We start from the raw sequence: 24,149 nt of genomic DNA, 5'->3' as shown, positions 1-24,149 counted from the left end.
CTAATCCAAGGCTGGACCGGCCTCCGCTGGTTCCCCTGCCTCCTCTGCTTCCTCTGTCTCAAGCTGGGCAAGCGCCTCCTCCGGTGATGCGGCCTGCTTTTTCTCCAGCAAGACGCGGGCCAGCTCCTGGCGCACGTAGACCAGGTAGGCGCTGCGCAGCGAGCGCTCGCGCTGGAGCAGTTTCCCTACATGGTTGCCAAGGGCCTGCTGGAGCACTTTCTCAAAAAACAGGTCGACGTACTCATAGATCGCTGCCTCCGAGACCCAGCCGCGAATGCGCTGGAGGTGGTCGAAGATCAGGCCCTTGCTGCTATCTCGGGCAAACTCCAGCTCCTTCGGATAGCGTCCCAGTTCAGCCAGAATGATGTCTAGGGGCTTCAGGAGGGAATTGCGCTTGAATGAGCGGCCTCGAATGGCTTGCCTGGCCGCGTAGACGGCCACCTCTTTGAGTGCCTGGGCCAGCAGATCCTCTCTGGCCTGGTGAGGGCTTGCCTGGGAAGGTGTGGACGTCACAATGAACCTCCTCTTCTGATCTGAGCTGCGAACAGGTGACAGACAGATAGATGGACGCACTAGCTGATCGCCTCCGCTGCCCCGAGCAGCTGCTCCAGCAGCGGGGCGACCTGGTAACTGAGCGTTAAAGGATTCTGGCGCTGCTTGCCGGCTTTCTCCTCGATCAGGCGATCCACCTCATGGTAAAGCGCCAGTGGGTCCTGGGCTGCTGCGGTGACCAGGTCATAGAGGACTTTCACGGTCGACAGGGCGTCCGGCTGCAGCTTATGGGCCAGCTGATGCAGGAGGGCCAGGCGCCGGCAGAGGGCCCGCACCTGGGGACGGGTCAGTACCTGCTCGGGTAGTAACCAGGCAAGCGCCTGGGGTATCCCTTCAGCCATGAAGGCCACTGGCTCGGACCCGATCATTTCCTGCTCCAGATTGAGCAGTGGCGTTGGCAGGCGCGAGAGCAGGACGCGGCAGTCAAACCAGGCCGCCAGCACGAGGGCTTTCTCCAGCGCGACCAGGTATTGGCGACCGTAGCCCTGCTGGTTGATGGTCAACGGCAGGACAGGCGTAGGGCCGAGTGCCTCCGCATAGCGCGGAAGGATCAGTCCTTGATGCAGGTCCATCCGACAGTGCAATTTGTAGAGGACCTGACCAGCAGCCAGCCGTTGCCACTGCTCCTCGTCGCGCGTCTCCGGGTCGATCGCCACCGTGTCTTCTCCGATGAGACTCTCGACTGTCTGCCACCAGGCGCGCAGCAGCGGCTCGGGAAAGAAGCTGTAGGGGAACAGGTGGAGATAGAAGGTTTGCAGCTCGCTGCCCTGCTTGTCGCGATGTGAGGGCCAGGCCAGCTTTTCTAGCAAGAACTGCGTGCGGCAGATGGGACAGATGTTGCGCTTCGGCTCGCGTGGACTGCCGCCCTCCAGTCGGTTCGAGAATTGCTGCACGCCAATGCTCGGCGGCACCTGCAGCGCCATCCACTCCTCGGCAGGCAAGGGACTGCTGCAATAGCTGCACTGCCGATCGGTATAGCGCGGATCTGCATAGTGACGCAGGTTCGCCCGAAAGTCGACCGGCTGCTGCCGCTCCCCGCTGCTCAGATCCCAGAAGCTGAGATGGCGATCCAGATAGTCAAGGATTGCCTCCTCTTGGGGACTGCTCGTTGAGAGCGCCTGCAAGTCGTCTCCCGCAACTGTCAGCGGTGACGTGCTGGCATCTCCAGCCTCGGCTGCGTTGCTGCCCATTGCTGAACCCTGCTGGTTGTTGCTGTCGGCAGCGGCGGACTGGGGCGAGGGAGACGCTCTATTCCCCCGTTTACCGCCACGGCCAGTGCGTTGGGGAGCGGCTCGCTGTGCCTGCTCTTCCAGACGGGCAAGATCGGCCAGGGCGGCGGCTTCCATCTCGAGAAGCGGGGTTGTGGGCAGATCACGGGCCATAACGTAGCCACGCCGATAGGAGTTGATCAGGGCATAAAGCGGCTGTCGCTCCTCGGGCACCCCAAAGAGACGCGCCACTCGCTGCCAGGCATCCTCGTGCAGGCGCTTCAGTTCCTCGCCCCGGTGGGCATCGAGGAAGTTCCGGTAGGCCATGAGAAACTCGCCCCGCTGGAGCGCCTCGGGATCAGTGGGCAGCAGCTGCTGCTCCGCCAGCAGTGCCTGACACTGGGCCCGCAGAGCTGGATCAGCTGCCGCTTGCGGCGAGTTGAGGAAGGTCTCCAGGTCCTGGCGCGCCGCTGTCTCCCGCTCCTGGCGCCACTCATCGCGGTACTGCTTGCGCCTGACCACGTTGGTGATGCAGCCAAAGATCTGCTCGATGGGTGCGCCGCTCTGGAGGGCCGCCTCGTCGACGCTGATCCCGGAGGGCCGCGCCTTGATGAACTCCGTCAGCCCTTGCTGCTGCATCTTCGCCAGTCTGTTGACCACCCGCCGGGCCAGCTCGCGCTGCCACTCGCGCGTCCATTCAAAACGCATACTCCGGTCGAGCAGATAGTCGATGCCTTCGGCATGGAGGAGCAGGGGAATGCAGTGGTGTTCCCCGTAGTGTTCCTTCAGCATTTCGGCGACCTGGTTATGGATCGTGTTCGAGAGCAGGCCGCGCAGTTCGGCCAGGCGGTGGCCGATGAAGCGGTACCGCTGCCGCGCCCCGCTGAGATGGAGTCCCTCATTCAGGCGCTCAAGCGCCTTCTGATGAATATGTCGTTCATGACGGCTGGCCTGGTCCGAGCTGTGAGACAGGTCCAGCACGTCCGCGGTGCGCAGCAGCGCTCGGAGCGGCCCTTCAAGACGCGATCGAGGAAGACGGCACTGCTGCAAAAAAGAGAGGGAAAACTGAGAGATCTGGATTGCCTGATCCTGCTGGCTGTCGACCAGAAATTTGATGTCGCGCAGATACTCCTGCCACTCGGGGAAGAAATGATCTGCCTGGAGGGCTGCTAGCTCGCTGGCCAGATGCTCCAGGGTGGCCGCGTTGGCATAGCGGACAGCCTTGCCGCTGCTATCCTGGCCATAGGCAGGCAGCTTGTTAATGTCATGGACGGTTATGGCCAGGAGCAGACAGCGCAGCTCGGTGGCCTCCAGTTGAAAGAGGGGCCGCAGCCGCTCGATGATCGCCGCGCCATTGAGCACGTGCTGCCAGAGGCTTTCCCCTTGCTTGCTGCCCGTCTGAATGATCTCCTGGTAGCGCCGCAGCCCTTCGTCGGCAATCTGTTGCAGATACTGCTGAAAGACCTGGTCCGGGTCATCGCTCCTGTAGGTCAGTCCCAGGGCAAGCCAGGGCGAGGACTCCTCAGAGGCCGGGGCCATGCAAAATCATCTCCTTTCGTTCGGTTCCAATTTTTCAATCCCTCAGCGGGCTAGAGCGGCGTTCCGAACAGGTGATATTATGGCTGATTGATACGACAACATTCGTCGTATCAATCAGCGGTGGGATGACAGAGAGGATGGAAAACAAAGAACAAAGAGCTGACGCAGGCATGAGCGCGCTGGTCACCATCCTTATCGCTCCTCCTCCGGCGCCTGCATGCTGAGGCCATAGAGCCGTCCCATCTTGCTGACGACGCTGCGCATCTCCTCTCGCAACGACGCTGGCTCGATCAGCTCCGCTCTCTCCCCGTAGCGTAACAACTGCTGGATCACCCGCCACCTGCTGTACGCTGTGGCCCGGATCAGTATCCAGCGCTCCTCTTGCCCTCGCTCGTTCATGCGCACCTCCTCTCGCTCAACCACTTGCGACAACCAGCGCTGACTGAGGCCGGGCTCAGCGATCCTCGCGTCCAGCCAGAAGCGAAAGGTCAGCACCTGGCGGGGCCGTGTCCTCCCAGTGAGCTGCGGCTCAATCTGCAATGACTGCTCCTGAATGCGGTCGATGCGGAACTCCAGAAATTGCCCGCGCTCGGGGTGATACGCCACCAGGTAGAAATGGCCCTCCATATGGATTACATAGGCGGGATCGAGATGCTGATGGGTGACCTCTTTCCCTGACAGAGGCCGATAGCGAAAGCGGATGTGCTGGTGCTGCTGTATCGCTCGCGCAATCTTCCTGATCACCTCCCGGTAGGGCAGATAGTCCATCACAGGCGCCACATTAAAGTAGACGTAGGGGGTGCGGGCCCACCGTTCAAAGCGCTGCTGCTGCCGCGGTGGCAGTTGCCGGGCGAGCCGCTCGATGAGCGCCTGCACCTCATCTGCAAACGGATGGCGCGGCTGTGGCTGTGGCAGCGCTTGCGTCGGGTCGGGAGGGGCCAGCCGATAGGGGTCCGTGAACATCGAGGCCAGGAAGGCCAGACATTCTACCTCTGTATCTGACAGGGACCAGTGAGGGACGAGGCCCTGATCGTCCTCGAGGACATAGCGCGCCGGTTGCCTTCCACGCCGCTCCCGAACCAGCACCACGCCAATCTCCTCCAGGATCGCCAGATCTCGCTCGAGCGTGCGATGGGCCCGGCGGAGTCGTGCATCATCTGTGGCCTCCTCCCGATCGATGCCGTAGTGCAGCCCCAGGCTCTCGAAAATCTGCTTGCGGGTGCAAGGCCCTTGTCGCAGCAGTGCCAGCAAGCGCAAAAGTCGCTCGAGCCGGAGGACGGCAAGCCTTTCCTCTGAGGAAAAAGGTTCAGCGCGTTGGAAACCGGCCATGCACTGCTTTCCCTCCATCAATGCAAGAGAGATGCCTTTTACCATAGAGTCTTGAGCGCCCGCTGTCAAGGTCCAGGCACCTCTGCTGTCGGGAAAAATATGCCGCTGTTGCCGCTGCTGCCGTTCGCTTCGAGCATCTCGGCTCCCGGCTTCCCACGCAGCGATGCTCGAAGGGCTTCCCAGGCCGTCGGAAGGCCAGAGTGGCTGGCATCATGACCGTGCAAATGCGGTCAGTAGTGACCGCTTTTTTGGGATGCTCGAAACAGCTTGACGGAAGTCGCTCCTGATGCTACGCTAAAGGGGGTGCTGTCAGAAAGCAGGACAAGCCCGATGTGGGATTGAAACCTTGTGTGGATTCTCACCTGGGCCGAGCGCACTTTCGTCAGAAAGCAGGACAAGCCCGATGTGGGATTGAAACTCCTTATCCTCCCGTGCCTTCCCCATCCCCTGGTGCCCGGTCAGAAAGCAGGACAAGCCCGATGTGGGATTGAAACGCAGGCTTGCCGTACCTCGGTGACATGTCCGCAGAGGTCAGAAAGCAGGACAAGCCCGATGTGGGATTGAAACATCGATGAACTGAATGCGCTCATGCGTCGCCTGGACGTCAGAAAGCAGGACAAGCCCGATGTGGGATTGAAACAGATAAGATGCTGCTTTATGCGCGTAAATATAAACGTCAGAAAGCAGGACAAGCCCGATGTGGGATTGAAACTCGGCTGGCATTCGCGGCCCAACGGGGATGGTTCTATGAGTCAGAAAGCAGGACAAGCCCGATGTGGGATTGAAACTCGCTGACTCGTAGAGTTGCTCCAATCTCTCGTCTCGGTCAGAAAGCAGGACAAGCCCGATGTGGGATTGAAACCCTTCCAGTTGATCTGGAAGGAGACGAAGAGCTGAAGTCAGAAAGCAGGACAAGCCCGATGTGGGATTGAAACGATATGGCCACAGCAACAGCAGCCACAGGAGAAAGGGTCAGAAAGCAGGACAAGCCCGATGTGGGATTGAAACCAAGAGTGTGCGCGAGGGCGCGCGCGTACACCGGCCAGTGGTCAGAAAGCAGGACAAGCCCGATGTGGGATTGAAACCCAGATGTCGCTCCTGCTACGCCGACGGCTGCAGTCCGGGTCAGAAAGCAGGACAAGCCCGATGTGGGATTGAAACACCTGAGTATGGAAGGGGGTCCCCAGATCAACCCCGTGTCAGAAAGCAGGACAAGCCCGATGTGGGATTGAAACGAAGCCGGGCCAGCTCGATTGCAAAGCGGCTTCCGTCAGAAAGCAGGACAAGCCCGATGTGGGATTGAAACCTCATCGCTGCCATTGAGAGTGGGCAAGGGGTCCAAGTCAGAAAGCAGGACAAGCCCGATGTGGGATTGAAACCAACTGGACAAAAAGGAGCCGGTCCAAAAATGGGTCCAGGTCAGAAAGCAGGACAAGCCCGATGTGGGATTGAAACTACGTTGACGGAGATGCGACAGACCACGTGTTTCCACCGTCAGAAAGCAGGACAAGCCCGATGTGGGATTGAAACTACGTTGACGGAGATGCGACAGACCACGTGTTTCCACCGTCAGAAAGCAGGACAAGCCCGATGTGGGATTGAAACATGTCGAACGGGCGTCGCAAAATCTCGACGATCTCTTGTCAGAAAGCAGGACAAGCCCGATGTGGGATTGAAACCGTAATGCTGGAACATGAATTCTCCACGCGCTGCCAAGTCAGAAAGCAGGACAAGCCCGATGTGGGATTGAAACAATTGAACATAGCTCCGAAGCGCTGGCGGAAGCCGGTCAGAAAGCAGGACAAGCCCGATGTGGGATTGAGAGGGATTAGAAGGGGTTGAAGACGAGAGAAAGATGGTGATGGACCGTCTGGACCTGCAAGCAATCAGAAAGCAGGACAAGCCTGTCAACTTCCCTCACATCGGAGTCCCCCACCGGCGGACCTCTGGTTTCGTCGAATGCAAGTACTCCGTTCAGCATGCGCAAGACGGAGTAGAAGACTGGATAGAGTTTTTGACGCGGCTCTGACTTCCTTTCCTACATCATTAGAAGAAGCTCCCCGGCTCGACCAGCAGCCTTCCACATGGCGCTGCTCCTCAGAAGGAAGAGGCTACTCCCCATAAGGCAACCCAGCTGTGCTACAGGCGCCCTGCGCAGGAAAAATCTCACTCCCTCCACGAGGGAACCTCTCATCGACCAAAAGCAAGATCACGTCTTGCCTGCTTCCTCCCACCCTCAACCTGCTCCTCCTGCCTCAGTTCCCAGATTCCTGCTCTGCCTGCCTTCCCTGCGAAACAAGCTGCTCCGGGGCTACACCCAAAACCGCAAAGATCGCTGGCAGCGTGAGCTTGCGCACCAGTTGCCCCATCTCCTCCGGCGTGTTCTGGCCTGGATGCTCAAGCCACCAGGTGATCGCCGTGTAGAGAGTCCCGCTGACATAACTGGCCAGCAGGCTGGTAGGAACTGCCGGCTCTCCAACAAGAGCCAGCAGCGGCCTCAGAAGGAAATGCTCTACCTGGCTCGTGAGGTAGGCCATGAGACGATGCCTGGCCAACGCCGCCCCCCTCTCGCTGAGAAGCACCTCATAGAGATGGCGATAACGCTCGACATGACGGAAAATCTGCTCATTGAGCACCGGTCTCTCCTGCAGGAAATCCGCAGGACGCAGCGGCTCCAACTGCCGGGCCAGATCCTCCTGCAAACGCTGAATGGTTGCCAGGAGCAGCTGCTCCTTATCCCGATAGTGCAAATAGAATGTTGCGCGCCCCACATTAGCACGGTCTGTAATCTGCTGGATAGTAATACTCTCATAGTTGCGCTCCTCGATCAGCTCCAGCAAAGCACGCTCCAGTAGCTGGCGAGTACGCTGAACACGTCGATCCTCCATACGCTTCCCTCCTTGATCTAAATCACTGTCTACTAATAGACACAATGTGTCCAGGATCTCTATCTTCCCGCTCTCCCTCTTGACAGGCTGGGACCACTGGCCCTACAGTTCTTGCTAGACAATGTGTCTAATAAAATATGCAATGTCAAGGATGTGCTCAATCTCCAATCAGGAGAGCAGCCTTCAGACGCCAGAGATCAAAGGCTGCTTGTCTCCTTCTCGTTGCGACACAGGGGCAGGAGCTGACAACCGCTACTGCATCCAGTGGGGAGCCGACCAGGTCGGACGAGAGGAGAAAGGCACCTCAAGAGGAGGAGCTGTGTCATTATCATCGCCATTCGCCACGATTCCGCAGCCTAAGCCAGATCCGCTGCTCAAAAATCTCAAAGAGCTTGATCCTGACAGACCTGTCCAGAGTCTGATGCGACTGGCCCGTCTCTATGGCCCCATTTTCCGCCTCCAGCTGCCAGGCAGAGAGATGCTAGTCGTCAGCTCGCAGGCGCTTGTTGACGAGCTTTGTGATGAACGGCGTTTTGATAAAAAGGTCCACGCGCCCCTGGAACACATTCGCGCCTTTGCCGGTGACGGCCTCTTCACCGCCTACACACAAGAGCCGAACTGGGCGAAGGCCCATCGCATCCTCATGCCCGCCTTTGGGCCAGCAGCGATGCGCGAGATGTTCGAGCCGATGCTTGACATCGCCGAACAGATGCTACTACGTTGGGAGCGCTTTGGACCCCAGGCAGTCATCGATGTGCCCGATAACATGACACGCCTGACCCTGGATACCATCGCCCTCTGCGCCTTCGGCGAGCGCCTGAACAGCTTCTACCGGCAGGACATGCACCCCTTTGTGCATGCAATGGTGGAGGCGCTGATCGAATCCGGAGCCCAGGCGCGGCGTCTTCCCATCCAGAACCAGCTGATGCTTCTCACCAGGCGCCGCTATGAGGAAGACATCCGCTCCATGCACCAGTTCGCCGACGAGATCATCGCCCATCGTCGGCTTGATCCCGAGGCGGCCAGTCGGCGTGACCTGCTCAGCCGCATGCTCCAAGGACGCGACCCGGTCACCGGCGAAGGCCTCGACGACGAAAATATCCGCTACCAGCTGGTCACCTTTCTCATCGCGGGACACGAAACTACCAGCGGCCTGCTCTCTTTCGCCCTCTATGAGCTGCTCAAGAACCCTCACGTGCTGGCCCGCGCCCGGGCCCACGTCGATGAGGTGCTGGGCGACGAAATCCCGCGCTTCGAGCACCTGGCCCAGCTCACCTATATCGATCACGTCTTGAAAGAGACGCTGCGCCTCTGGCCGACAGCCCCCGCCATCGCTTTGCAGCCCTACGAGGACACCCTGCTCGCCGGCACCTATCCACTTACCAAAGGCGAAACCATCCTGGTGCTCATTCCTATGTTGCACCGTGATCCCCGGGCCTGGGGCGAAGATGTAGAGCGCTTCGATCCCGATCGCTTCGAGCCAGCGCGCTATGCGCAGGTGCCCGCCAATGCCTGGAAACCCTTCGGCAATGGCCAGCGCTCCTGTATTGGCCGCCCCTTTGCCTTACAGGAAGCGACCCTGGTTCTCGCCATGATTCTGCAGCGCTTTGACCTGATCGAGCACGATCCCAGCTATCAGCTGCGCATTCGTGAGACACTGACACTCAAGCCCGAAGGCTTTTTCATCCGCGCCAGACGCAGAGCGGGCCGACCTTGCCCCCCGGCGGTCACCAGAGAGCGAGCCAGGCCCTCCCATCTGCAACCGCAGACGCAAACTGCCACTATCCCCGTCAGGCAGCCAGTGCCGGAGGAGGCGCTGACGCCCCTGCTGGTGCTCTTTGGCTCGAACGGCGGTTCATCGGAAGCCTTCGCTCGACGCATCGCCACCGATGCCAGCGTCCAGGGCTACAGCGCTAGCGTTGCCCCCCTCGATGAGTATGTCGGGCGGCTGCCGACCGAGGGCGCCGTCGTCATCGTCACCTCCTCCTACGAGGGCCAGCCCCCTGATCAGGCCAGGCAGTTTGTGGCCTGGCTGGAAACTCTCAAAGCCGGGGATCTCCAGGGGGTGCGCTACGCCGTCTTTGGCTGCGGTAATCGCGACTGGCTGCGCACCTATCAGGCCATTCCCAAGCGCATCGATAGCGCCCTCGCCGCGGCAGGAGCCACTCGGCTCAAAGAGCGAGGTGAGGCGGATGCGCGTGGCGATTTCTTTGGCGACTTCGATCGCTGGTACGACACCTTCTGGTCGAGCCTGGCCCCCGTCTTTGGCAAGCAGCTGCAGCCGGTGGCCAGTCGTCGAACCTATGCAGTGGAGATTGTCCCCTCGGCGCGACCAGCGCTGCTACGCCAGGGAGATATGCAGCGCGGTACCGTCATCGCCAATCGCGAGCTGGTCAATCTCGCCTCTCCACTCGGACGCTCGAAGCGCGAGGTAGAGATCGCTCTGCCAGAAGGGATGAGCTATCGAGCCGGAGACTACCTGGCTGTCTTACCAACGAATCCCGAGATCAACGTTGAACGCGCCCTGCGCCGTTTTGGCCTGGCTCCCGACACGCAGATCGTCCTGCACAAGGCCCGCCCCGATAGTCAAACCTCGCTGCCGACGGGTTATCCCATCGGCGTACGAGAGCTGCTAGCCAACTATGTTGAGTTAGCACAACCAGCCACACGTAAGCAGGTTGCTGCGCTGGCAGCAGAAACAGCACAGCCCGAGGAGAGGGCGCGGCTTGAGACCCTGGCGCAGACGGATCGCTATGAGCAGGAGGTCCTTCAGCGGCGTCTCAGCGTCCTTGATCTGCTTGAGCAGACGCCCTCCTGCGCACTCTCCCTCGGAGCCTTCTTGGAGATGCTACCTCCTATGCATGTGCGGCTCTACTCGATCTCATCCTCGCCACTCTGGAGAGCAGATCACTGTACGATTACCTTCTCGGTGCTGCAAGCGCCAGCCTTCTCAGGCCAGGGCACCTATCTGGGGGTGGCCTCAACGTACCTGGCTGCTGCTCAGCCCGGCACCAGTGTCTCGGTCGCAGTTCGGCCCTCACAGGAAGCCTTCCACCTGCCGAGCACACTCGACACTCCGCTCATCATGGTTTGCGCCGGAACGGGCATCGCCCCCTTTCGCGGCTTCCTGCAGGAACGTGCTATCCTCGCCTCTCACGGGCAGACTCTGGCTCCGGCCCTACTCTTCTTTGGCTGCGATCATCCCGCGGTCGACTATCTCTATCGTGAGGAGCTGGAGCAGTGGGAGCAAGCTGGCATCGTGCAACTACGAGCGGCCTTCTCCCGCTGTCCAAACGGCCAGATCCGCTACGTGCAAGACCGTCTCTGGCATGACAGAGAGGAGATCGTCGCTCTGTTCAAGCGCAATGCGCGGATATATGTCTGTGGCGATGGGCAGCAAATGGCTCCGGCGGTGCGAGCCACGTTTGTCCGCATCTATCAGGATGCCATGCATTGCTCGCCCGAAGAGGCCGAAGCCTGGGCGCGCGAAATAGAGCGCACCAGAACGCGCTACGTGGCAGATGTCTTCTCCTGAGCACGACGCCCGGGAGCAAGAGCAGGCCGGGGTGACGGTCAGCGGTCGCTCGTGGGGACGGGCCAGTCTGGCAGGACATGCTTGTTTCCTGCTCTACCACCCGTCGCGCACCACACCTCGTTGCTTGACTCATCACGGGGCTTCCCCGGCGGCCTCCTTGTCCTTGTTGCAGCCGCGCATCAGACGCATGCTGCGTCCTAGGGCGATCGCCCCACGCATAGAGAGAGGGTGTGATGGTGTAAACATCTGATCCATCACACCCTCTCAGCTCTCCCGGACTCATCCATGCGCGGGGTTAGGAAAGGAGCGAGGTCACCGAGCGTCCTGGTCGGTGAGCCGCTGCCTCGCCTGACTGACTGGCCTGGCCCCCTGCTTCGCCCTGTCTCCCTTACTCTGGCCCATCCGGCAAACAGCCTGCTCGTGAGGGGTGAGCCAGGGCACCTGCCTCCTTCTGAAGGCAAAAGCGCTATCTCGGAGTTGTCTCGTCTTCTTGCCAGCCAGCTTTCAGGCGCCATATCGAGAGTGACCGTTGCTCATATGGCAGGTGGAGGACTGTCAGGCTGGGAAGGATAGCCAGGCTGGGGCGTCGTTGCCGGTCCTCCAACTCCGGGCGTTCCCGGCAGAGCAGACTGCCCTGGCTGAGGAGAGGGAGGCGTAGCAGGCGACTTGACCCAGGCATCGGCCTGCTTGTTGTCGACACGCACTTGATGGCCACAGAGCGTACAGACCAGGAAGGTTCTGGTCATGATAGGAAAGAGAGGAATCCAGAAGAGCGTAAACTTGCGCTGTGAGCGTACCACTTGCTGCTGGGTCGTGCGCTGGCAGCGCTGGCACACTGCTGGAATCCGGCCCATTAACCACTGCTTAGTGCGATAGCCATAAACGATCACATACATACTTAATACCCTCCCTGGTAGATGACAAGCTGTCTTGCAAAGAATAGCAACGTGAAAGTATCTGTACTGCCAATCAGCCAGAACAGCGCCAGCAGCAAAGCCCATCCAAGCTTATCAGGCATCGCCACTGTAATTAATTGCTGCATCAGACAAGCAGAAACTCGTCATGCCAGTTCCTTACCTGCTCAGAGTACGTGTCTTCGCTGCAGCTTATTCCTGCGCTGGCTGCCCCACAGACGCTGAAGCAATCGTGTGGCATCCCAGCCTGAGATCTGTATCTACTTGCTAGGTGTATATTACCAGGCCCTTGGGAAACACGCTGTGATGTTTTTCACTTAACGAGAGGAAAAACATCGATAATGGTAGCCATATCTGACTGCTCCTTCCTCTGAAGACTGGCCTTTGAAGCAGCAGCGAGGCCCCATCAGGCTTTCTGCTGCCACTGTAGGGGAAGCGTAGGCCCTGCACACGAATATTTCTTGATCGAGGGGAGAAATCTGGACATGATCAGCGAGCGAGACAGTGAGCAGTATGCGAGCGACTCCCGAGAAAGGAACAAAAAGCGGCCTTCCGCGGGCAAAGAGCGATCAGCTCAAGCTGCGCAGAAGGCCAGTCTTCTGACAGTTGCCTGGCAGGCAGACCGGGCAGAGGCCGTCTGCTCAGTAGTCTTCGAGGATCTCCTGGGCCGCGCGTACTCCCTCGCGGGCTGCGCCTTCCATGAAGCCCTGAAACTCGACCGAGCAATGTTCTCCAGCAAAATGGATCGGCCCCTCGCGCACCCTCTCATACCCGCTGAAGAGCGTATATTGTCCAACGCGCCAGCAAGAGTAGCTGCCGAGTAGGTAGGGGTCGCCTGTTGAATAGCTCAAGGCGGCTCTGCCCGTGTAGTGGACGCTGATACCGGGCAGCAGGTGCTCCAATTGCTGAAGGCAAGAGGCAGCGGCTTGCCTCACGGCCTCCGCGTCGAGTGAGGTTGCATAAGGAGCCGGGGAAGCCAGAGCCACCCCTCTGCTGCCACTCCTGTAGGAGAGCAGGAGGCCGCCTGAGACTCCCTGGCCATAGGAGACATCCCAGAGGGTTTGAAGCTCCAGGTCAGTCACGATGAAGCCATTATGAGGATGGGGCCAGGGACCTTCCTGGTACCAATACGGCTGGTCGAACTCTAGAAAGAGCTTAGAGACCGTGCCGTAGCCAAGCTCCGCGATAGCCTGCTGCTTTAGAGGACTGAAAGCAGCGCGACGATAATCGACCTGCCTGAGCGTACTGAAAGGCAGCGTTAACAGGGCATGCTCGCAACGCACCTCCACAGGCCCAGAGGGCGTGACGAAAGTCAAGGCGACCTCCCGCTCGTTCCGCCGCTCGATAGCTGCCAGACGGTGCTGCAAATGGATGCTTCCCTCGGGAAGGCTACGCGCGATGGCCTGCACCAGCTGCTCATTGCCTCCCCGAATCTTACAGCTCTCTAGCTGCGGCCCACCAGTGGTAGAGCCCCGAGCCAGGTCGCGGGGGGCAAACATATAAATCAAGTTGAGAGCGCTCTGCTCGCTGGTATCCAGGCCATAATAGCCACTGCACATAATATCGAGCAGACGGCCCACAGGAGAACGATGGCCATCCGCCACAAAGCGCTCGATCCAATCGTAAGCGCTCAGGTGGTCGAAGCGGTAGCCGGCAGCCGTATACTGCCTGCAGGTGGTCACAGGCCCGATCTCCTGCAGCTGCTCGTGCAGCAGGGCGGCAACAGCTTGCAGCGGCTCTGTCAGCTCATCTTCGCGATAGTAGCGGTTGGAGAAGTAGAGCAGTCTGGGAGCCCGGCCTCGATCGAGACTGATCGTCGAGAGGCCGAAGCGCCGGATCAGCTGGTGCATCAGCTCATGATCGGCATCGATGAATTCGCCGCAGCCCTCGCTGACCGCCCCAGACCGCCAGGTGCGCGCGTCGGAACGGATACGTCCACCGATACGATCGGAGGCCTCATAGAGAGTGCAGGCCAGACCTGCCTCCTGTAGGGTAAGGGCGGCCACCAGGCCAGCAATGCCGGCCCCAACGATTGCAATACGTGGCATGATGTTGCTCCAGGAGCCATCTATGCTGATGGCAGAGATCTGCTTATCGTTTGTGGTATTACTCTATCACAAGCTGCCGCCGCCTGGAGACCGGAGGTTAGCCTGTGTCCGTGAGCCAGGGCCGCAGGATAGCCAGGTAACATCTAATAATCAGCATACGAAGATAGCTATATACACCAAAGGCTATAACTTTTTTGCTATGGTAGTTTTTCTAGAGAAAGACATCTTACTCTCCTTTGCTACACTGTATCATGAAGAAGACGGCCTGATAGAGACAAGAAGACTAACTTGCTCTACTGACCGTATCTTCTTCTGTAGAACCAAATCAACGCTCAAGACTGCGCATCTGCCTCCATGATGGCCCGCCTGTCTCCCGGACCCGGCATGGCCCTGATGGGCGGGCGGAAGCGACGGCCCCGAGCAGGTGCAGTGCCGGCTCGGGGCCTGGGCAATCCACAATGGCCGATGTTGTGGGTCGTCCGTCCGGCGGTCCCGTGCTGGTGGCAGGCGGCATGCCAGAAATGGCGACCTGCGGAGAGAGCAGGTGAGCAGCCAAAAGGGTGGATACAGCAGCAGGAGGCTGCTGGTTTGCTGTTTTGTCAAGGAAGACGTGGAAAGGGATGGTGTAGACTATGTTGGGTGGAATGCTCAAACGTTCTGGAGCGGTTCTGCTCTCCTGCGCGCTGATGGCCCTGGTCACGCTCCTGATCTCACGAGCGAGCGGAGGCACAGCCCACCTGACGTCGACGGTGGCGGCGGCCTCGAAGGCGCCCGCGCTCACCTGTGGAGCCTGGCGTCGCGTCCCGGAAGCCGCCGATGGAGCCTTAGTGGGCGTCACCGCCTTCGCCTCCGACAACGCCTGGATCGTTGGCAGCCAGGGATCGGTGCCCCTCATCGAGCACTGGAACGGCAAGGCCTGGAGCATCGTTCCCAGTCCGGCCCCGAGCGAGCCAGCGTTGCTCAAGAGCATCTCAGGTAGCGCCCCCGACGATATTTGGGCCGTGGGCAGCACCACCAATACGCCGAATCATACCCTGGTCGAGCACTGGGATGGTAAGAGCTGGAGCATTGTGTCCGACGCCGTCGGCAGTGGCCAGCTCAACGGCGTCGTGGCGCTGGCGCGCAACGATGTCTGGGCGGTTGGCACCTCGAACAGCCAGGCTCTAATCGAGCACTGGGATGGCAAGAGCTGGAACGTGGCCCTGCAGGCCAATCTGGCCGGTCAGGGTGATTCCCTGCTCGCGGTCGCGGCCAGCAGCGCACATGACATCTGGGCGGTTGGGACCAGCCTCAAGGTGAGCTACAACTTCCAGGGCTATGGGGTCAATCTGAACATGAGTTCGATGGGCTCCGGTGTCATCGTCCATTGGGACGGCAACAGCTGGAAGGCTGTCAGCGGCCAGGGTCCCTCGACTCAGATGGTCATGCTCACTGGAGTGAGTGCCCTGGCGCCCGATAATGTCTGGGTGGTAGGCTCGGCCTTCCAGGGGTCCCTACTGAGCGGCCTGCGGGCCAAGACCCTGGTTGAGCACTGGAATGGCTCGCAGTGGAGCGTAGTGCCCAGCTCCGATGCCCCCGATGCTTTTGCCAGCTACCTGACCGGCGTCGCTGCAGTCGCTCCAGGCAACGTCTGGGCTGTGGGCGGAGCCTTCAGCGGCAGCCACTTTAGCTCCCTGCTCGAACATTGGGATGGCGCTCATTGGAACCTGATCCAGGCTCCCAATGCCGCCGATGGCCGTCAGCATATGCTCCTCGGCGCCGCCGCTGTGCCCAATACGAAGCAGATCTGGGCTGTTGGTCTGCATGGTACGGTGCTGACGAACTGCGGTTAGCCCCCATCGTTGCACTCCTGGCCCAGGCAGAAGCTGCTTCAGCAGCTTCTCTCCGCTACTCTCAGGGGGTCAGGGGCCTGCGCCTCTGGCCCCATCTTCCTGCTTTGCTTTTTTAAGTCCCTGTGCCCTTTGTACTCTCATTGCTTTCCTTGGGAGTCTGCGCTAGACTATTGGCAGTTCTACCGTTGTCAGGGCAGGACGCCGCCGGTCCTGGCAAGCTCATCATGGTGACAACGGGCGGAGTGCGACCAGCTCTGGGCTTCGTCCGTTTTGGTAGTGAAGTCAGATCGAGCCTTCCTCACCCGCTCGCAGGAGTGGGTGGCCTGGCGTTGTCGCGCGATCCGGTCGGAGCGATTCCCTATGCTGGTTAGCCGGGTGAGCAGCTGGCAAGCCGGCGTTGCCTGCTGGGGCTAGTGGCGGCGGGCCGGGGAGGGAATCCTGACGATATCGGGTCCGAGGGGGTTTGCATGAAGAAACTACTAGAGGGTCTGGCCGTCCTCCGCGTGCTGCGCCATCCCGCTCTGCTACGCTTGTGGCTGGCCCAGGTGATCTATCTGAGTGTGCAATTTACGGCAAGCTATGCGATGATCGTCCTCATCACCAATGAAACCCATTCGGCGGTCATGGTTGGACTGGTGATCATCGCTCTCAGCCTCCCGCTGGTGCTCTTCGGCGCTCCTGCTGGCGCCCTCGTTGATCGCCTCGATCGTCGCACCGTGCTCTGGGTGAGCAATGTCGTGCGGGCCTTTGCCACGCTCCTCTTCGTGCTCGCTCTCTTGCTCAGTCCTCATCAATATATTTTTATCTATATCCTGGCTTTTTTCTTCTCCCTGGTCGGTCTCTTCTTCTCACCTGCTGAAGGAGCGATTATCCCGAGCCTGGTAGAAGAAGAGGAGCTTCTACCCGCGCTCTCCCTCTATAATCTGACGCTCAATACCAGCCAGGCGATCGGTCTCCTCATCCTCGGTCCCCTGATGCTCAATTTGCTGCCGCCGTTCTCACTCTCACTCTTAGGCGCCAGGATCGAGCTAAGACCTGTTGAGACGCTCTTCCTGCTCATCTCTGCGCTCTACCTGCTGGCGGCCGTACTGACGGCCACCTTGCCACGTCAAACTCGCGCTGGACACCAGAACAAGAGTGGGGGCTCGTCGTTGTCTCCGGCTGCGGCGGCAAGCTCAGCAGATGAGCGCACGCACCCCTATGGGCTGCTCTCTGAGGAAGCCGGAGCCTTGCTCTCGGGCTGGCAACGACTGCGTCAGGATTTAGAAGACGGTTGGCGTCTGGTGCGCAACGATGGCGTCTTATTAGATGCCCTCTTTCAGTCCTGCTTTGGTGGGCTGGTGATGCTCACCATTGCTGAGCTGGCGACAACGTTCGTGCAGCGACTGCTGGGACTGCCGGCCAGCAACACAACGGTCATCTTTGCACCGGCGGGCATTGGTCTTGTGGCCGGCTCCTTGCTGGTGCCAGCGGTCGTGGCCCGTCTTGGCACGCTGCGCACAATGCTGGTGGGGATGCTCGGGACCGGCCTGGGTATCGCTCTCATCCCCCCTTTGCAGTGGCTGGCGCACCTCCTCCTCGCCCCCCACTGGGCTACCCATCCCCTCTTTCTGCTGGCCCTGGCTCTGCTGACGGCTGCCGTTGGCTTTGGCCTTGATCTGGTGGTGGTACCGGCGCAGACGCTAATGCAGCAGCGCTCGCCGGACGAAATGCGCGGGCGTGTCCTGGCCCTCTTTCAGGTTCTCTTTAATGGCGGGGCTATTCCGGTCATGCTCTTTATGGGGGCTTTGACCGACTGGCTGGGCATTGTGCCTGTCACTTATCTGCTGGCTGGCTCCTGTATACTGGCTGCCCTGCTGACGGCGGCGCGCGCCTTAACCCGCAGCAACCGCGATCGCTCCTCTGGCGGGCGCAAACAACAGTCCGAGGCTCAGGAACAGCTGCCGGTATTCTGACCTCCTCTTCTGGCACCCGGCGCATGAGCGATGATCTGGTAGAAGCCAGCCTTGCGAGGGGCCGCTGACCAGGCGCCGGGCGGGCTGCTCGACGAATCAGAGGCCGGACCGCTCAGTTGTAGCTGGCTGATTGTCTGTCGAAGTGACCAGAAGTGGAGGGTCGCCAGGCTTCGGTGGCCCCTGTGCTCAGGCCCAGAGACAGATGGCGCTGCAGCCAGCTATGCATTGCCTCCAAGAGGGCTGGAGTGGCCGGATCATGTAGCAGCGAGTGGTAGGCCCCGGTCAAGGTGATTGCCTCCACGTCGCGGCTCCCAATTCTCCGCAGAAAAGCGCGTGTGCCCCGCTCGCGGGCGATATAATCGCAGCTGCCGCGCAGAAGCAACAGAGGCAGACGAATGGCGGGCGCCCGGCGCCGGGCGCTGGACAGCCACAAACTGAGCAGGTTGAGAAAGCGCACGCTGACCAGGCGCACAAAGAGCGGGTCGTTGCGCAGCCGCTCGTTGAAGGAGGCATCACGACAGCCTAGCTCCTCCCGGCCTGTGATCGGCATCGCAGGCTGGGTCGGTGCCGTCAACAGGAGCCGGAGGTAGCGCAAGACCTCGCCAGGCCGCGGTGTAATGGAGGCGCTCAGCACAGGCGAGATGAGGATCAGCCCGCTGACTTCCTGGACATGGGGCAGGTGGCTGCTGAGGTAATGGATAGCGATCGAGGCCCCCATGCTCTCACCAAGCAAGATCAGCGGCAAGGAAGGCCAGCAACGGCGGACCCAGGCTATGGTACTATCAACGTCCTCTAAATAGAGACGGAAGCTGGCGATGTCTCCCCGCCGACCCTGTGATCGGCCATGACCGCGCAGATCCGGTGCGACAATCTGGACGGCTGCTAGTTCGGGGGCCTGGGCCAGAACATCGTAGTAGCCACCGTGGCCGCCCAGACCCTGAATGCAAAGAAGAAGACAGTTGGGCTGCTCCGTCTTCCAGCTGTGAACAGAGAGGGTGATTCCATCCCTCGTCGTCAGCAGGGCTTCTTGCTCTTCCTTCTTGGCCATGCTCCTTCCGGCGCACACAAAAAGTCCAGTTAGACAAATCAGAGCAAGCGGTCCAAAGCTCAGAACGGCTCTGGCTCAGTAGTAACGCCACGCTGCAGGACTATCTCCCGGGCAACGCAGCAGCGAGAGACTGGTCGTGTCGCTGCCCTGCCAGCCAGCGCGGTGCCCGTTGTGTCCAGGCAGCTCTTTGGTGGCCCTGGACAGGAACCGGGGGAGAAAGCCGGCGGGGCAGGCGCCACTCTGTGTATTATAGCCGACGTCCGTAGCGACTGACCAGCGTTGTCAGCTGAATCAGATGCCCGTGGACGCGCTCGCCCGCTGGTGCCAGTGGCTGCCTGGCCTCCTTGCCAGCGCTGCGGCTCCTGGGCCTGAACTTCAGGATATTCTGGCGTGAGAAGAAGCGCATCAGTGGCAATGGAAGCTGCAGGTGCGGAGGCGGTAGGGGACGGAAATCCTCATAGATTTCATGAAGCGTGGCAATGAAGAGTGGACGCATAAACATGACGAGCATCCAGGTAAAGCCAGTAGCTACAACTGGATTGGTCACATGCGTAATGAGCAGGTAAAGCGGTCCCACGACTGGCGCCTCGACCAGCACTGAACCGACGAAAGCGGTGACCACCATCAGCCAGCGTCGCCGCGTCATCGAAATGCTGATGATCACCGAGCGCAGCCCGGGATGATTATCAACAATGGCGGCGTAGGTGGCAAAAACCAGGTGAACATGCCAAATGAGCATTGGGATAATCAATAGTAGAAGAGGAGCATAGGGAGGCCAGTTCAGACGGATTGTCTCCTGCCCGAGCAGCCACTGCAGCGGGGTAAAGATCCCCCAGAACAGGAAGGTCGTGATGCCATTGGTCACAATGTAGCGTGGAAACCAGCGGATGGCAGCGGGGAGAATCTGGGCGGGAATAATCGGCTGACCGGCGTCCAGGGCCTCGATCGCCAGCACCATCGAGATATTACCCAGAGTAATCGTGATCCAGGGAAGGGCGGTGCCGATCCAGTAGGCCAGGGTGCCTGGATAGCTGCCGACCACTACCGCCGCCAGCGATGGCAGCGAGAAGAGTCCCGCCAGGGTAATGATCCCGGCGATGTCGCGCCGGCAGATGCGCAACCCGGCCAGGACATAGAGCATGGCCTGTTTCCACCAGGGTGCCACAGGCCGGCGGGCTGGGGTGGCCTCAGCTTCGGCTAATTCTGCTACGGATAGTGGCGGTTTCACCATAAGGGTTGATTTCCTCCCGATTCTCTTCAGGCTTGCAAGTGCTGCTTTTCAGATCAGCAGTCTATTCCTCCATCCCCAATCTACTTCCTCTGATGGTACATTGCTGTCTTCAAACTCGCTGCCGACGCCGTTACATATTTGTCTGCCAGGTCGGGCCAGAGAAGCAAAGGACAGTCTGCATCCGTGTTCATAACGGCCAGTCAGAAGAGAAGAAGGAAGGAGGCGCTAGGGCCATCCCTTCCCTCTTCTCCTCTGGCTACCTCCCATCACCTGCGTCCTGAACACGTCAGATCACGCCTGAGTGTTCTGCCGGCTTAGCGGCGAGGTGGGAGTAGAACGCCGCGGTTCAAGATCGCCTGTGGGTCCCAGCGCTGCTTGAGGCCAAGCATCAATTCCAGAGACGGCGACGGAGGGCCGAAGACCTCGAAAGCGGCGGAGGGGCGGGGCTGATCCATGACCACCACATAGCCCTCGTCCGCCGGCACTGCTGCGCGCAGGTTCTCCAGCAAGGTTGCAGTCTGAGCCGTCGCCGACGGAATCACGACATAGAGCAGGCCGGCCCCCACATCGACCACGAGATCGCAGCCTGCCAGGAGCTGCTGCTGATCGATGAGCCAGCGTGGCAAGTCACGGGCGGCCAGACCGAGGCGCACTACCACGGGTATAGCCTCGCGAGCAGTGTACATCTCTCGTGCTCTAAGACCGTTCTCCCCCTCGCCGCGTAACAGTTCGCACCAGAGGTCATCGCCGCTCAGCTCCTCGCAGGCCACTGGTTCCGGGGCCTGGACGCGCTGCAGCGTGGAGGCAACGGCTGCCAGTTCGCTCTCCACATCGGCGGCCAGACCTTCGGCGGTATAGACAAGCACGTAGGGGGCAGCGCGCAACTGCTGGCTGTAGCGGCCAGCGAGCTGACTGCCGCGGCAGAGCAGGAGGGCCGAGGCCACCAGGGTCAGCGGGAACAGCTGCCGTGCCCAGAGCAGGCCGTGGCGCAAGTCCTCGACCGGTACCAGCAAGCTACGGCGCAGGCGAGGCTGGGGCCAGCACTTCAGCGTCACGCTCGTCAGCAGGCCCAGTGTTCCGTAGGAGCCGATGAATGCCTTGGTCAGATCGTAGCCGGCCACATTCTTGGTCAGCGGGCGCCCGGTGCGGATCAGGCGCCCATCGGCCAGAGCCACGGTCAGACAGAGTACCTGCTCGCGCAAGGCGCCATAGCGCAGACGTCGTGGCCCATTGACGTTCGCTGCTACCAGCCCTCCCAGGGTAGCCTCTGGCCAGGGCGAGATCAAAGCCAGCTGCTGTCGACGCCGTCCTAGCCAGTCCTGGACCTCTGCCAGCGGCGTCCCGGCGCCGACCGTGATGAACAGGTCCTCTGGAGCATCTTCGCGCATGCCACGCAGGCGCGCTGTGCTGAGCAAGAGGCCGTTGCCATCGGGCAAAGGGAAAGGAGCCTGAGCCTGCTCGCCTCCTCCCATCAGCAGGACGGGCCGGTTCCGGGCCGTACACTGGGCCAGCAGCTGCGCCGCCTCTTCATCGCTCTCGGGGGCCAGTAGCTCACCTGGTTGGAGCGGCAAGGGGTCCGCTGCCACTGGCATCCTTACCCGTGGAGGCTGCTCTACCCAGCTATTGGCCTCGTGCTGCGGGAAGATCTTGCCAGGATTCAGTAGATTTTGAGGATCGAAGACCTGCTTCACATCCCACATGGCGCTCAGCTCGGCGGGCGAGTGCATCAGGGACATAAACTCGCGTTTCTCGATACCAACGCCGTGCTCTCCGGTCAGGCTACCGTTGAAGGCCACACAGGTGCGTACAATCTCACGCCCCGCCTCGCGCACGCGCTCCAGCAGCGAGGCATCGTCGGGATCGGGGATCAAGAGCATTGGGTGCAGGTTGCCGTCGCCGGCATGGAAGACGTGGCCGGTACGCAAGTCATAGCGCTGGCAGATCGCATTCACGCGCTCCAGCATCTCTGCCAGGCGACTGCGTGGCACCGTGATGTCGACGGTATAGTAGGCCGGAGCCAGACGAGTAACTGCGCCGGCGGCGCTCTTGCGCGCCAGCCAGATGCGCGCCCGCTCCTCCTCATCGCGCGCTAAGCGCAGATCGCGCCCACCGTAGGCCAGGAGGAGGCGACTGATCTCCTCCATCTGCCCGCTCAGGCTGGCCGGGTAGCCATCGACCTCGACGATCAGGGCGGCGCCCGCTTCCAGCGGCAGACCGGCGTGAGCAAACGGCTCAATCATCTGGATGATCTGCTGATCCATCATCTCCATCGTCGCTGGGATCAGGCCAGCAGCGATGATGGCCGAGACCGCCTGGCCGGCCTGCTCCACCGAATCGAAGGTGGCCAGCAAGGTCTGAACGCTGGGCGGACGGCGCACCAGGCGCACCCCAATAGTAGTGATCAGGGCCAGTGTGCCTTCGCTCCCACAAAGCAGGCCACAGAGATCACTGAGGGGATAGTCACACGCCGGGCCACCGAGGAGCTGCCGGCGCCCGTCGGCGAGCACGACCTCCAGGCTTGTCAGGTAGTTGGTCATGACACCGTACTTAAAGCAGTGCGGCCCACCAGAGTTTTCTGCCACGTTGCCGCCCAGGGTTGAGACGCGTTGACTGGAGGGATCGGGTGGAAAATAGAGATCGCAGGTTTTGACCTGCTCGTCGAGGGCCAGATTAATCACCGCTGGCTGCACCAGGGCACGGCGCCCGAGCGGGTCGACTTCAAGAATGGCTTGCATCTGCGAGAAGGCTACCAGCACTCCCCCGCGATCGGCGACCGCTCCTCCAGAGAGACCCGTGCCTGCTCCACGCGCTATCAGCGGCACGCCATACTCGTTGGCCCAGCGTACCAGGCGCACGACCTCCTCAGTGTTGCGAGGGAAGACAACGGCCTCGGGTCGCCCGCGATCAAGGCCGCCATCTCCTTCATAGGCAATCAGCGCGGTGGCGTCGGTGAAGACTTGATCCGGCGAGAGAAGGGTGGTGAGGGCAGCAAGCGCCCGCTCCTCTAGCATAGATCTGGCATCCCCTTCCTGTTTCCTCTGCCTGATTGGTCAGTCCTGTATCCGTGCCGTCTCCTTCGGCTTGCCCGTGCCAGGCTGTTGGAAAGCCTGGTGAATAGGCATCTGCTGCAATAGCTCACATTGTAGCAGCTTGCAAGGCCCTTCGCAAGCACGCCCGCAAGCATCCGTCTGCTTGCTGACACGATCCACGGCACGGTACGGCATCAGGGAAGATCCGTTTTCCCCTCTCCCGAGAGGAGGGTATCCTTCTCACGAGCCTGATTACAGCCTGACAGCTAAGCCTCTGGAGACTGGATAAAAGCCAACGGAAGTGGTACACTACATGCTAGTAGACGCTGAGGAGGAAGCTTTTTGTTAGCCGAGAAGATCCGCGCTGCATTTAACGAGGCACGTCAACGGCGGACGGCGCCTCTTCGTCTCGTAGAAGAGCGCTTGATCGAGCTTGCAACCGCGGGCGCCGACTTCACAGTCGACGATCTCTGGCAGTCGCTTCGCCAGAAAGAGCCGCGTCTGGGTAGGGCCACGGTCTATCGTTCAGTGGAGATTCTGGTCAATGCTGGCCTGCTTGATCGCATTGAATTTGCCGATGGCAGGCACCATTACCGGATCTGTGGCGAGCGTCACCACCATCATTTGACCTGTACGCAGTGCCATCGCGTGGTCGAGGTTGATATCTGTCTGCCCGCTGAACAATTCAAGGCTATTGGGCAGCAGACTGGTTTTGCCATCGAAGGTCACTCCATTACCCTCTTTGGGCGCTGTGCTCGCTGCACAGCGCACCGCTAGTCTTCTCTCTTCTCCCTTTCCAGGCGAAGGAAGAGCATCTCTCTCTCCCCTGGCCCTGGTCACTCACTGGTGCCGGGCCTCGTGTTCTCTCTTCTGGCCGAGAGGGTTGTCCTCTACTGATCCTTCGTTTCTTCCCCGGATCTCCCCTCTTGGCTAAGGCAAAAGGACTATTCATCGCGAAAGCAGCGCTTTTGTCATGCTACAATCAAGCAGAATATATAGAGCAGCCAGATAAAGTGCATGCGATCTTTCCGCTATTTGAAA

At 60.4% G+C, this 24,149-nt stretch carries 14 protein-coding genes and 1 CRISPR repeat array; of the genes, 4 read left to right on the top strand and 10 right to left on the bottom strand.

All coding sequences use genetic code 11. The annotated features are described in order from the left end of the window. From KTAU_RS09755 to KTAU_RS09740, 4 genes are all read right to left on the bottom strand, one after another. Entirely contained in the window at positions 1-513 is a 513-nt protein-coding gene (locus KTAU_RS09755) for a hypothetical protein (RefSeq protein ID WP_069805846.1), read from the bottom strand. A 59-nt stretch (positions 514-572) separates the two neighbouring features. After that, the gene (cas10d, locus tag KTAU_RS09750; RefSeq protein WP_151728196.1) at positions 573-3,299 is read right to left on the bottom strand and encodes a type I-D CRISPR-associated protein Cas10d/Csc3; all 2,727 of its coding nucleotides are present in this window, start codon (positions 3,297-3,299) and stop codon (positions 573-575) included. Between the two features lie 192 nt (positions 3,300-3,491). After that, complete coding sequence (locus tag KTAU_RS09745; RefSeq protein WP_170293186.1) at positions 3,492-4,628, bottom strand: helix-turn-helix transcriptional regulator; 1,137 nt, start codon at positions 4,626-4,628, stop codon at positions 3,492-3,494. 308 nt (positions 4,629-4,936) lie between these two features. Continuing rightward, a CRISPR array of direct repeats spans positions 4,937-6,453; the repeat unit is 37 nt; unit sequence GTCAGAAAGCAGGACAAGCCCGATGTGGGATTGAAAC. Between the two features lie 430 nt (positions 6,454-6,883). After that, the gene (locus KTAU_RS09740) at positions 6,884-7,516 is read right to left on the bottom strand and encodes a TetR/AcrR family transcriptional regulator (RefSeq protein WP_151728194.1); all 633 of its coding nucleotides are present in this window, start codon (positions 7,514-7,516) and stop codon (positions 6,884-6,886) included. A gap of 319 nt (positions 7,517-7,835) precedes the next feature. Between KTAU_RS09740 and KTAU_RS09735 the strand changes: the two genes are divergently transcribed. Beyond that, positions 7,836-11,051 (top strand): bifunctional cytochrome P450/NADPH--P450 reductase, encoded by a 3,216-nt coding sequence (locus KTAU_RS09735; protein WP_228026381.1) that lies wholly within the window; start codon positions 7,836-7,838, stop codon positions 11,049-11,051. 533 nt (positions 11,052-11,584) lie between these two features. Here the strand turns inward: KTAU_RS09735 and KTAU_RS09730 are convergent. The 3 genes from KTAU_RS09730 to KTAU_RS09725 form a co-directional block, all read right to left on the bottom strand. Further along, positions 11,585-11,947: a zinc-ribbon domain-containing protein gene (locus tag KTAU_RS09730; RefSeq protein ID WP_170293185.1), complete on the bottom strand. Its 363-nt coding sequence runs from the start codon at positions 11,945-11,947 to the stop codon at positions 11,585-11,587. 2 nt (positions 11,948-11,949) lie between these two features. Then, a complete protein-coding gene (locus KTAU_RS21545; RefSeq protein ID WP_170293184.1) occupies positions 11,950-12,093 on the bottom strand; it encodes a hypothetical protein in 144 nt (47 codons plus the stop codon). A gap of 513 nt (positions 12,094-12,606) precedes the next feature. After that, the gene (locus tag KTAU_RS09725; RefSeq protein WP_151728191.1) at positions 12,607-14,013 is read right to left on the bottom strand and encodes a flavin monoamine oxidase family protein; all 1,407 of its coding nucleotides are present in this window, start codon (positions 14,011-14,013) and stop codon (positions 12,607-12,609) included. Positions 14,014-14,645: 632 nt separating this feature from the next. On the opposite strand from KTAU_RS09725, the gene KTAU_RS09720 reads away from it, so the two are divergent. Together KTAU_RS09720 and KTAU_RS09715 are read left to right on the top strand one after the other, a co-directional pair. Then, complete coding sequence (locus tag KTAU_RS09720; protein WP_151728190.1) at positions 14,646-15,845, top strand: beta propeller repeat protein; 1,200 nt, start codon at positions 14,646-14,648, stop codon at positions 15,843-15,845. 467 nt (positions 15,846-16,312) lie between these two features. Next, positions 16,313-17,800 (top strand): MFS transporter, encoded by a 1,488-nt coding sequence (locus KTAU_RS09715; protein ID WP_151728189.1) that lies wholly within the window; start codon positions 16,313-16,315, stop codon positions 17,798-17,800. A gap of 112 nt (positions 17,801-17,912) precedes the next feature. Here KTAU_RS09715 and KTAU_RS09710 read toward each other — a convergent pair whose 3' ends face one another. The 3 genes from KTAU_RS09710 to KTAU_RS09700 form a co-directional block, all read right to left on the bottom strand. Then, positions 17,913-18,848: an alpha/beta fold hydrolase gene (locus KTAU_RS09710; RefSeq protein ID WP_151728188.1), complete on the bottom strand. Its 936-nt coding sequence runs from the start codon at positions 18,846-18,848 to the stop codon at positions 17,913-17,915. A 247-nt stretch (positions 18,849-19,095) separates the two neighbouring features. Continuing rightward, the gene (locus KTAU_RS09705; protein WP_151728187.1) at positions 19,096-20,079 is read right to left on the bottom strand and encodes a hypothetical protein; all 984 of its coding nucleotides are present in this window, start codon (positions 20,077-20,079) and stop codon (positions 19,096-19,098) included. 314 nt (positions 20,080-20,393) lie between these two features. Continuing rightward, positions 20,394-23,090, bottom strand: coding sequence for an FAD-binding oxidoreductase (locus KTAU_RS09700; protein WP_151728186.1), 2,697 nt, complete (start codon positions 23,088-23,090; stop codon positions 20,394-20,396). A gap of 360 nt (positions 23,091-23,450) precedes the next feature. On the opposite strand from KTAU_RS09700, the gene KTAU_RS09695 reads away from it, so the two are divergent. Next, a complete protein-coding gene (locus tag KTAU_RS09695; protein WP_112432617.1) occupies positions 23,451-23,885 on the top strand; it encodes a Fur family transcriptional regulator in 435 nt (144 codons plus the stop codon). The last annotated feature ends 264 nt before the right edge of the window (positions 23,886-24,149 follow it).

The organism is Thermogemmatispora aurantia, from assembly GCF_008974285.1.
GTDB classification, from domain to species: Bacteria; Chloroflexota; Ktedonobacteria; order Ktedonobacterales; family Ktedonobacteraceae; genus Thermogemmatispora; species Thermogemmatispora aurantia.
Note: the sequence above shows the minus strand (reverse complement) of the source record. Positions and strands in the feature narration are given on the sequence as shown.

Coding starts and splice junctions, on each gene's coding strand:
- cas10d (WP_151728196.1), bottom strand. CDS start 3,299: ATGGCCCCGGCCTCTGAGGAGTCCTCGCCCTGGCTTGCCCTGGGACTG.
- KTAU_RS09745 (WP_170293186.1), bottom strand. CDS start 4,628: ATGGCCGGTTTCCAACGCGCTGAACCTTTTTCCTCAGAGGAAAGGCTT.
- KTAU_RS09740 (WP_151728194.1), bottom strand. CDS start 7,516: ATGGAGGATCGACGTGTTCAGCGTACTCGCCAGCTACTGGAGCGTGCT.
- KTAU_RS09730 (WP_170293185.1), bottom strand. CDS start 11,947: ATGTATGTGATCGTTTATGGCTATCGCACTAAGCAGTGGTTAATGGGC.
- KTAU_RS21545 (WP_170293184.1), bottom strand. CDS start 12,093: ATGCAGCAATTAATTACAGTGGCGATGCCTGATAAGCTTGGATGGGCT.
- KTAU_RS09725 (WP_151728191.1), bottom strand. CDS start 14,013: ATGCCACGTATTGCAATCGTTGGGGCCGGCATTGCTGGCCTGGTGGCC.
- KTAU_RS09720 (WP_151728190.1), top strand. CDS start 14,646: ATGTTGGGTGGAATGCTCAAACGTTCTGGAGCGGTTCTGCTCTCCTGC.
- KTAU_RS09715 (WP_151728189.1), top strand. CDS start 16,313: ATGAAGAAACTACTAGAGGGTCTGGCCGTCCTCCGCGTGCTGCGCCAT.
- KTAU_RS09710 (WP_151728188.1), bottom strand. CDS start 18,848: ATGGCCAAGAAGGAAGAGCAAGAAGCCCTGCTGACGACGAGGGATGGA.
- KTAU_RS09705 (WP_151728187.1), bottom strand. CDS start 20,079: ATGGTGAAACCGCCACTATCCGTAGCAGAATTAGCCGAAGCTGAGGCC.
- KTAU_RS09700 (WP_151728186.1), bottom strand. CDS start 23,090: ATGCTAGAGGAGCGGGCGCTTGCTGCCCTCACCACCCTTCTCTCGCCG.